The organism is Polaromonas sp. P3_B1 (genome assembly GCF_056402935.1).
Map to the genome: position 1 here is coordinate 26,249 of NZ_JBFUGK010000050.1, position 9,622 is coordinate 35,870.

Below are 9,622 nucleotides of genomic sequence, written 5' to 3' on the forward strand. Positions count from 1 at the left end.
TATCGCGCACGCGCGGCCCGCGATCCGGGTGGCGGGATCTCATGCAGCATGAAGAAAGGAACCCGCATCCGATGACCGGCCAGAAAATGAAACGCAGCCTTGAGGTGGATACGTTGAGGGGCATTGCCTGCGTCCTGCTGGTTTTGTTTCATGTCGTGGGCGATACCCCCAGCACCGGCTTGAGAATTCCGGAAGGGCATTGGCTGCAGGTCTTCAATGAAGCGCTGGCCTATATACGGATGCCGCTGTTTTCCTTTATCTCGGGCTACGTTTACGGCTTTCGGCCTTACCAGGGCAACGCCCCGGGCTTCATCAAGGGCAAGGTGCGCAGGCTGCTGCTTCCGCTGATCACGGTCGGAACCCTCTTTGCCGTGGTCCAGGCCGTCACGCCCGGCGCCAACAATGCCGTGGACCACTGGTGGCTGCTGCACATCGTTCCCGTGGGGCACTTCTGGTTTCTGGAAGCGCTGTTCATCGTCTTCCTGGTGGTGGTCCTGCTGGAGCACTTCAAGGCGCTGTCCACGCCCGCCGGCTTCGCGCTGGTGTGGGCCCTGAGCGCGGTGCTGTTCGACTACTTCAGTCCGCCTAATTATTTTGCCGCCCAGGGCGCTGTGTACCTGCTGCCCTTCTTCCTGGCGGGACTGGCCTGCAAACGCTTTGAGATCGGCGGTGCGGCGGCGCGCGGCATCGCAGCCGCGGTCTTCATTTGCGCCGCCACCGCGGCCATGCTGTTTCCGCAATACTCCGAGCAGGGCACCTCCCTGGCCGCGCTCGGCCTCGGCGTAGGCAGCGCCTTCCTGCTGCTGCGCAGCGGCTGGAGCTCACCACGCATGGCCTATGTAGGCTCGTATTCATTCGCGATCTACCTGCTGCATGTGTTCTTCACCGCGGCGAGCCGCATCATCCTGAAGAAGATAGGCGTCACGGATATCTATGTGCTGATGGTGGCGGGCCTGGCCGCGGGCCTGGCCGGGCCGATTGTGTCGGCGCTGCTCATCAGCCGCTCCCCCAGCCTCAATCTCTGGCTGCTGGGCACCACCGGCTCCAGGCCCAAAGCGAAAGCCGAAGCACCCGCCTGACGCGCCTTCGACGGCGCGCAATGAGGGCCCTTCAGGCCGGGCCCTTCGCGTTACTCCGTGTGGTGAAGGTAACGACTTGCGTTATAAAGGTACAACCTTTTACAGGACTCTCCCTGTGCGCATGGCGAAGTTGTACCAACGCAAATGGCTGTGGATCCGGCTGCCCATGGCGCTTGCCGCTGCAGCCACGGCCACCGGCCTGTGGCTGTTCGTCTATCCCATGCCGCCCGCGCAGCTGAGCATCACCACGGCCGCCGCGGACGGCGCCTACTACCTGCATGCCCAGCGCTACGCCGAAAAATTCGCGGAGCACGGCATCACGCTCGAAATCCAGACCTCGGCCGGTTCACAGCAAAACCTGGAGCGCCTTCGCCGGGCCGTGAATCCCTCGGACCTGGCCCTGATGCAGGGCGGCTTCGGCTACCTGGGCAGCTCGCTGGAAAGGCGCGACCGCAGCCGCGTCGAAACCCTGGTCAATGTGGACATAGAGCCGGTGTGGGTTTTCACACGCGGCCGCGAAATCGATTCGCTCAACCAGCTGCAGGGCCTGCGCGTGGCCGTAGGCCCCGAAGGCAGCGGCACCCGCAAGGTGGCGCTCAAGCTGCTGGAGCAGGCGAGGATGGAGGCCGGTGACCTGACGCTCTCCCCGCTGACCAGCAGCCCCGCCGTCCAGGCCCTGCGGCAGGGGACCGTCGACGTCGTCTTCATCGTCGCCGCGCCCGAGTCCTTCGTGGTGCAGAACATGCTGAGCCTGCCGGGCATCCACATGGCGAACATCCGCAAGTCCGCCGCCATCACCGAGCGCAACCCCTACCTCGAGTCGCGCCTGCTCGCGCAGGGCACGTTGGACGCGCGGCTGCCCCCGCGCGACATCACGCTGCTGACCACATCCGCCAGCCTGGTGGCGCGCGAGGGCCTGCATCCCGCCCTCAAGCGCCTGGCCATCGCGGTGGCCATGGACGTCCACGCCGGCGGCGGGTTGTTCCACCGAGCGGGCGATTTTCCTTCGCTGCGGCGCATCGACTTTCCCACCGCGCGCGAGGCGCGCGAGACCCTGACGCACGGCCTGCCCTGGCTGGAGCGCGTGCTGCCCTTCTGGTGGGCCCAGGTCGCCGAGCGCATCCTGCTGCTCGTGCTGCCGGTTGTGCTGCTGGCACTGTGGCTGATGCGGCTGGTACCGGCCTACCTGCGCTGGGTGCTGGAAAGCCGGGTGAATCGCTGGTACGGCGAGCTCAAGTTCATTGAAAACGACCTGGGCCAGGAATCGCTCTCGGGCCTGGACCTGACACGCTTCCTGATACGCCTGAACGGCATCGACAAGGCCATGATGGCTTTTGCCACACCCCGCGACCTGATGGCGCGCTGCTACACGCTGCACCAGCACATCGAGTTTGTGCGCCAGCGGCTGTACCGGATGAGGGGACGGTAAGGGCGATGAAACTGCTGCTGCTTTACCGCCGGCGCTGGTGGCTGTTCTACCTGCCGGTGCTGCTGTGCACGGCCCTGGCCCTGTGGTGGTCGGCCACCCAATGGAAGGTGCTGCCGCCCAGCGAAGTGCTCATAGGCGCAGGCTCGCCGCAAGACGGCTACTCGATGCTGGCGCAGCGTTATGCCGAGCAGCTCGAGCGCATGGGCGTGCGCGCCGAGCTCGTGTATTCAGACACGCAAAAAGGCTCGCTGGACAGGCTGGGCCGACCGGGCGACGCCACCAGCATAGGTTTTGCCCAGGGCATTTATGCCAACGCCAATGTCAATACGGACACCGGGGTGCAGGCCCTGGCCGTCGTGGGCCAGGAGCCGGTGTGGGTGTTTTCCACCACAGGCGGGCCTTTGTCGCTGGCGCAGGCCAGGGGCTTGCGCATCGCGGCGGGGCCGGCCTCGTCCTCCTCCTTCATGGCAGCCACGCTGATGCTGGCGCATGCCGGCGTGCGGCCCGCGGACGTGCAGTTCGACAGCAGCGCCGGCGTGGCCGCCGCCAATGCGTTGATCGACGGCAAGGTGGACCTGGTGTTCCATGTCGCCGGTGACGATTCGCAGGCCGTGCAGCTGCTCACGCGCAGCAGCGGCATCCAGTTGCTGGGCGTTGAACACGCCGGCGCACTGGCCGCCCAGAACCCGCGCCTGCAGCCGCTGCTGCTGCCGCAGGGCACGATCGAGCTGCGCGGCGACATTCCGCCCAAAGACCTCACGCTGATGAGCCTGCAAACCCACCTGCTGGTCAGGCAGGACGTGCACCCGGCCCTGCAGCGCGCCCTGCTGGACGCCGCCATTGAAATCCACGAGATACCGAACTTTTTGCAGCGCCACGGCCAGTTTCCGAGTTTTCGCGGCAGCGACTTCCCGCTCTCGCCCACGGCCCGCGCCTACAGCCTGGGCGCGCGCCCATGGATGGAAACCCTGCTGCCCTACCGCACGGCCCAGTATGCGGAGCTGGTCTTCTACGCCGTCCTGCCCCTGCTGGGCATCGCGCTGCTGATGCTGGCCTGGATCCCCAGGCTGTTCGACTGGCGCATCAACTCGGCCCTGAACCATTTTTACGGCGACCTCAAATTCCTCGAAAGCGAGATCGATGGGGTCTCCGCCGACGACCCCGTGGCGCTGCGCCGGCTGCTGGAGCGGCTGGACAACATCGAGCGGCAGGTGGTGTCGCTGGATCTGCCTGATGAATTTTCCGGGCGCTGGTACACCTTGCGTGAGCACCTGGCCGCGGCGAGTGACCGGTTGCTCAAGCTGAGGTCGCGCTAGGGGCTGCCGCAAGTGGGCGTCTTTTCGGTGCGCACGGCTATCGTTCCGTACCTTGAATGAAAGCACCCAATGTGGGCATGGTGGTATTCGTACCCTTGGCAGAAAGCGTGCGATCGCCAGGAAGAAGGTAATGCCAATTGAGAACCGGGGCTTCGGCTGGAAATGGCGGAGCAACAAAATCGAACGATCCGTCGATGGTCGTCACAGTACCACCAAGCAGGCGAAGGGAAAATTTCACGACGGAAACGGAGGTTCGGGCCACTGTCCCCTCAACCATTAGCTTGCGCATACCGGGAGGCGAGTAATCGCCAAGGTCGACAGAGCCGTGAAAATGTTGCTCGCCCGAAACCTCACACAATCCGGAAAATCCAAATTGGTCCAGAATCATTGTTGGAAGAATGAATGACTGCCTGGGGTCAAGGCCATCGGGGTGAAGGAACCTTTCTTCATCGATACCGTGAAACAAATATCGCCCGCCAGAAAGCCGGTAAGACATGACGACCGAGGGACCCTGGACGACACGCGAAAACATCTGTCCATCACCGAAGTGGCGTACCTCTACCTCAAAAGATTCGTCTGGATTTTTCCCACTGGATGCGCTCAGGCGCAAGGAGTTGGCCACCATCCAATTTTCCCGGCCAGAGCATGCGGCATGACCGGATGTGACCAGAAATAGGGTAATAGCGATGGAGATAAACAGGCGCATGGTCAAGAGGCCCAACATTGAACTCCAGCGGGGGGCTGAGGCCTGCCGAAGGACGTCGCCTTGAACGACTGGTTAGCCCTCATGGTGCGCACAGGAACGCTTTGGGCGGTCGCACAGAAACAGCTTCGGCAAGAATGAACTTGCCACTCGTGCCGGGAAAAGCTTCGGACAAGCTGCTTCTATAGCCCTCGCTGTTACTTCGCAGCTCCACCTGCCGCGCCGAGGTATAGATGAAATCCCCGATGTAGGACAGCCGACCTTCCACGGCAGAAAACGCACGCGTCTCGCCGACAAGCGGCGCTCCGTTAAATGCGCCATAGGTGTAATGACCCACAGGAACTTCAAAAGCAAAATACCTTACCGCCCCTGGCGTGGACGGCACGCTTGCAGTGGCTCTGTTGAAGGTATAGCAATTACCGGCACCGTCCTGATCTTTGAGGCTGTACTCAACCAACTGAACCGCGAATTGCGGAGAGTCCCACTTGCCTTCGACCTGGACGCCGTAAATCAACACGGCCTGCCGGGACTTTGCGACAGAATCTGACGAAAGCGGGTGCACAAAATTCATCACACAGCCGGCAAGCAATACAAGCGGCAGGACGGCCAATCGCGAAAGACGGAGGAATTTCGTAGGGCGAGAGTTCACGTAATTTATACCTCGAGGCCTGGGATATGACTTGATGCCTTCGCGAACAATCTGTACCCCAAAAAATCAACCAAGTGCTTGCTATTAAGGGCTTTTGCTTCGCTCACCCGGATGTAAATGAGGGCCACATCCGCCCGCAAGCCGATTCTAGGTAGATGGCCAGCCAATCGCCTCCTCTACATGGATGAGAGCAGCCAATCCCGTTGGGTTTGGCCATCGTCACCCTTAACCCGGCCCAACACCAAGCAGAAGCAGACAAACGCAGGCCTAAACTGTGCGGCACGGCAGTCACCAAGCTGCGGAAGCCCAAGAACAGTCATTACGGAGACAAAACACATATGAACATCGTCATCACCGGCGGCGCCGGTTTCCTGGGCGCGAGACTCGCTCACAAGCTGCTTGAACTGGGAAAAGTTTCTCTGACAGGCGGCGCATCGCAAACCATCAAGGCCGTGACCCTGGTCGACCGGGTCGCCCCGCCCGCCGCGCTGGCGGCGGACCCGCGGGTGCGCGCCGTGGTCGGCGACCTCAACGAATTGCTAGCAAGCGGCGCCGCCACGCAGGTGGTGCGCGCCGACGACGCGCTGGTGTTCCACCTCGCCGCAGCCGTCAGCGGCGAATGCGAGGCCGATTTTGACCTCGGCATGCGCAGCAATGTTGACGCCACGCGCGCACTGCTGCAGGCCTGCCGCAGGCTGGGCACTTCGCCCACCGTGGTGTTCGCGAGTTCGCTTGCGGTGTTCGGCAATTCGGCCGCGCAACCTTTGCCGCCGGTGATTGACGACCGCACCCTGCCCACGCCGCAGAACAGCTACGGCATCCAGAAATTCATCGGCGAGCAACTGGTGGCCGACTATGCGCGCAAGGGCTTTATCCGCGGGCGCAACGTGCGGCTGATGACCGTCAGCGTACGGCCCGGCAAGCCCAACGGCGCGGCTTCAAGCTTTCTGAGCGGCATGATCCGCGAGCCGCTGGCGGGCCTTCCCGCAGCCTGCCCGGTGCCGCGGGATACGGCCGTGGCCTTGTCGTCACCTGCTCGCACCATTGAAGGACTGATACGAGCGGCCGAGGCCGGCGATGCTGAATGGGGCGCGCGCACGGCCGTCAACCTGCCGGCGCTCAAAACCACTGTGGGCGAGATGGCGGCCGCATTGGAACGCGTGGCCGGCAAAGAGGCCACCGGCCTCATCGACTGGACGCCGGACCCGACCATCGCCAACATCGTGGCCAACTGGCCGGCTGTCATCGACGCGGCGAGGGCCCGGGGCCTGGGCCTCTTGCCCGACCAGGACTTTGACAGCATCATCGCTGCGCACTTAAGCGAAAACCCGCGCACGACGTCCCGGAAGCCGACGTAATAATAGGTGTGCATACGGCTTGCTGTACGCCGTCGTCGCGAATTTTTCTGAACAACGATTATTTGGAGACACCATGAAAATTTCAAAACTGCTGGTCGGCATGGCTTTGGGCCTGGGATTCATCGCATCGGCGAGCGCGCAAAGCACCATGCGCATCAGCATTTCCACCGCCCAGAACTCGCACCAGGGTGTTGCCATCGACACCTTCGCCAGGGAAGTCGAGAAACGCACGGCCGGCCGCTACAAGATCCAGACCTTCTACAACGGCGCGCTGGGCGGCGAACGTGAATCCATTGAAGCCGTGCAACTGGGCACCCAGGAGCTGGCCTTCTCGTCCACCGGCCCGGTGCCCAACTTTGTGCCCGAGACCAAAATCCTCGACGTGCCCTTCCTGTTTCGCGACAAGGCGCATGCGCGCGCCGTGCTGGACGGCCCCATCGGCCAGGACCTGCTGACCAAATTCGACGCCAAGGGCTTCAAGGCGCTGGCCTGGGCCGAGAACGGCTTTCGCCACATGACCAACAGCAAGCGCGACGTGAAGCTGCCGGAGGACCTGAAGGGGCTGAAGATGCGCACCATGGAAAACCCGGTGCACATCGCGGCCTACAAGGGCCTGGGCATCATCACCACGCCCATGGCCTTCCCTGAAGTGTTCACCGCGCTGCAGCAGGGCACCGTCGATGGCCAGGAGAACCCGCTGTCCGTGATCATGTCCGCCAAGTTCGACCAGGTGCAAAAGCACCTGTCACTGACCGGCCATGTGTATTCGCCCTGCATTTTCCTGATGAACAAGGCCTCCTTCGACAAGCTCATCGCCGCCGACAAAACGGCCTTCATCGACGCGGCCAAGGAAGCGACCAAAGCCAACCGCGCCCGCGTCGACCAGGACGACGCCAACGGCGTGGCCGACCTGCGCGCCAAGGGCATGACCGTGATCGAGAACGTCGACAAGGCCAAGTTCGTGGCCACGCTGGCGCCCGTCAATGCCGAATTCGAAAAGCAGTTCGGCAAGGCCAATATCGACGCGATCCGCAACTACAAGTAAGGGTGCGCAGGCTGAGGTTTTCGCCACGGTTTGCCGTATCCGTTGTCGCTGAATACGCCCGCAGGCATCGCACTGGCGGGCGTTTTCCATCTACCTTCCCCTACCCATCGACCTCCTCATGAAACAAGCTTTCCTCAAACTTGAACGATGGACCACCGGCTTTTCCATGCTGGTGGCCTGCCTGATGCTGGTCATCGCCTCGACGCTGGGGATGTTCCAGATCATCACGCGCTTTGTGCTTGAGCAGCCCGCCGAGTGGAGCGAAATCCTGATCCGCCTGAGCCTGATCTGGATGGTGTTCATGGGCATCCCCATGGCCTTTCGGCAAGGCGCCATGGTGAGTGTGGACGTGCTCTACCGCTGGAGCCCGCCGCGCGTGCGGCGCGTGCTGGACTGGCTGGTCTGCCTGGCCGCCCTGGCGCTGATCGCGGTGATCGTCTGGTGGGGCTGGGACTATTCACTGCGCGGCCGCGTGCAGTCCATGGCGGGCCTGGAATCCGTTTCGATGTTCTGGGGTTATGTGGCCATGCCCGTGGGCGGCATGTTCTGCATGATCGGCCTCATCGGCAACCTGCTCGATCCGCAGCGTAATGAACTGGAGACGGCACAATGACAGCGGTCATGATTTCAACCATGGTGTTGTGCTTTGCGCTCACCGTTTCGGTGGCCGTGTCCATAGGCCTGGCGTCGATCTTCGGCATCCAGGCCTCCAACGCCAACATGCTGATCTCCGTCAAGGAGATGTTCTCTTCCATCAACAAGTTTCCGCTGGCAGCCATTCCCTTCTTCATCCTGGCCGGCAACCTGATGGAGACCGGCGGCATCTCGCGCCGGCTGGTCGAATTTGCCAAGAGCATCGTGGGCGGCATCCAGGGCGGCCTGCCCATGACCTGCGTGCTGACCTGCATGATTTTCGCGGCCGTGTCCGGCTCGTCGGTGGCCACGACCTTTGCCATAGGCGCCATCCTGATACCGGCGCTCATCAAGCACGGCTACCCCACCGCCTACGCTGCGGCCCTGCAGGCCACCAGCGCGGAACTGGGCGTGATCATCCCGCCGTCCATCCCCATGATTCTTTACGGCGTCAGCGCCGAGGTCTCCATCGGCGAACTCTTTATCGCCGGCTTCGGCCCGGGCTTGCTGATCGGCTTCGCGCTCATGCTGTTCGTGCACCTGTACTGCCGCTGGAAGGGCTGGGGCAAGCACGATGGCGACGGCCGCCTGGGCTTCGGCAAGGCGACCTGGCAGGCGGGCTGGGCGCTGCTGATGCCGGTGATCATCCTGGGCGGCATTTACGGCGGGATTTTCACGCCGACCGAGGCGTCCGCGGTGGCGGTGTTTTATGCGCTGGTCGTCGGCGTCGTGATCTACCGTGAAATCAAGCTGGCCGACCTCTACGCCATCCTGCGCAAGTCGGTACTCTCCAGCGCCGTGATCATGTTCATCATCGCCAACGCCGGGCTGTTCGCCTTTTTGATCACCCGGGCCGGTGTGCCGGATGCCATCGGCCACTGGCTGGAGGCCGTGCTGCAGTCACCCGCCATCTTCCTGCTGGGCGTCAACGCGGCGCTGTTCGTCATCGGCATGTTCATAGAGACCAGCGCCGCCATCATCGTGCTGGCACCCATCCTGGCGCCGGTGGCCGTGCATTTCGGCATAGACCCGGTGCACTTCGGGCTGGTGATGGTGGTCAACCTCGCGCTGGGCATGATCACACCGCCTTTCGGCGTGAACCTGTTCGCGGCCTGCACCGTCGCCAGGATATCGCTGGACCGCATCGTTACCCACCTGATTCCCTTTGTACTGGTCATCCTGGCCTGCCTGATGGTGATCACTTACGTACCACAGCTGTCGCTGGGCCTGCGCGACCTGGTCTACGCCAAATAGCTTTTTTCGGACAGGGGTTTCACGCCGCTGTCATCTGCGCAAGCGATGCTCTAGGGCCTGTTAACGCTATTTATGCAAGATGCGTTGCGAGTCAAAAAGGCCTTGAGCAAGGCGCAAAACGCAGGCGGGGTGAACCCCGTCAAGGCTTTGCAACGC

The 9,622-nt window shown here is 62.7% G+C and carries 9 protein-coding genes; 7 read left to right on the plus strand and 2 right to left on the minus strand.

All coding sequences use genetic code 11. The annotated features are described in order from the left end of the window. Nucleotides 1–86 precede the first annotated feature (86 nt). The 3 genes from AC1DXS_RS22580 to AC1DXS_RS22590 all read left to right on the plus strand — a co-directional run bounded on the left by AC1DXS_RS22580 (nucleotide 87) and on the right by AC1DXS_RS22590 (nucleotide 3,824). On the plus strand, nucleotides 87–1,079 hold the full coding sequence (locus AC1DXS_RS22580) for an acyltransferase family protein (RefSeq protein ID WP_477739692.1): 993 nt from the start codon (nucleotides 87–89) through the stop codon (nucleotides 1,077–1,079). A gap of 121 nt (nucleotides 1,080–1,200) precedes the next feature. Then, entirely contained in the window at nucleotides 1,201–2,508 is a 1,308-nt protein-coding gene (locus tag AC1DXS_RS22585; protein WP_477739693.1) for a TAXI family TRAP transporter solute-binding subunit, read from the plus strand. A gap of 5 nt (nucleotides 2,509–2,513) precedes the next feature. Then, on the plus strand, nucleotides 2,514–3,824 hold the full coding sequence (locus AC1DXS_RS22590; RefSeq protein ID WP_477739694.1) for a TAXI family TRAP transporter solute-binding subunit: 1,311 nt from the start codon (nucleotides 2,514–2,516) through the stop codon (nucleotides 3,822–3,824). Between the two features lie 37 nt (nucleotides 3,825–3,861). On the opposite strand, the gene AC1DXS_RS22595 is transcribed toward AC1DXS_RS22590, so the two are convergent. Together AC1DXS_RS22595 and AC1DXS_RS22600 are read right to left on the minus strand one after the other, a co-directional pair. Next, nucleotides 3,862–4,530: a hypothetical protein gene (locus AC1DXS_RS22595; RefSeq protein WP_477739695.1), complete on the minus strand. Its 669-nt coding sequence runs from the start codon at nucleotides 4,528–4,530 to the stop codon at nucleotides 3,862–3,864. 79 nt (nucleotides 4,531–4,609) lie between these two features. Next, on the minus strand, nucleotides 4,610–5,137 hold the full coding sequence (locus AC1DXS_RS22600) for a hypothetical protein (protein WP_477739696.1): 528 nt from the start codon (nucleotides 5,135–5,137) through the stop codon (nucleotides 4,610–4,612). A 377-nt stretch (nucleotides 5,138–5,514) separates the two neighbouring features. Here AC1DXS_RS22600 and denD point away from each other — a divergent pair, with 377 nt between their 5' ends. From denD to AC1DXS_RS22620, 4 genes are all read left to right on the plus strand, one after another. Beyond that, entirely contained in the window at nucleotides 5,515–6,534 is a 1,020-nt protein-coding gene (gene denD / locus AC1DXS_RS22605; RefSeq protein ID WP_477739697.1) for a D-erythronate dehydrogenase, read from the plus strand. A 73-nt stretch (nucleotides 6,535–6,607) separates the two neighbouring features. Then, complete coding sequence (locus tag AC1DXS_RS22610) at nucleotides 6,608–7,579, plus strand: TRAP transporter substrate-binding protein (protein WP_477739698.1); 972 nt, start codon at nucleotides 6,608–6,610, stop codon at nucleotides 7,577–7,579. A gap of 118 nt (nucleotides 7,580–7,697) precedes the next feature. After that, complete coding sequence (locus AC1DXS_RS22615) at nucleotides 7,698–8,192, plus strand: TRAP transporter small permease (RefSeq protein ID WP_477739699.1); 495 nt, start codon at nucleotides 7,698–7,700, stop codon at nucleotides 8,190–8,192. Next, nucleotides 8,189–9,466 (plus strand): TRAP transporter large permease, encoded by a 1,278-nt coding sequence (locus tag AC1DXS_RS22620; RefSeq protein WP_477739700.1) that lies wholly within the window; start codon nucleotides 8,189–8,191, stop codon nucleotides 9,464–9,466. Before AC1DXS_RS22615 ends, AC1DXS_RS22620 begins: the two co-directional genes overlap by 4 nt. Nucleotides 9,467–9,622 lie beyond the last annotated feature (156 nt).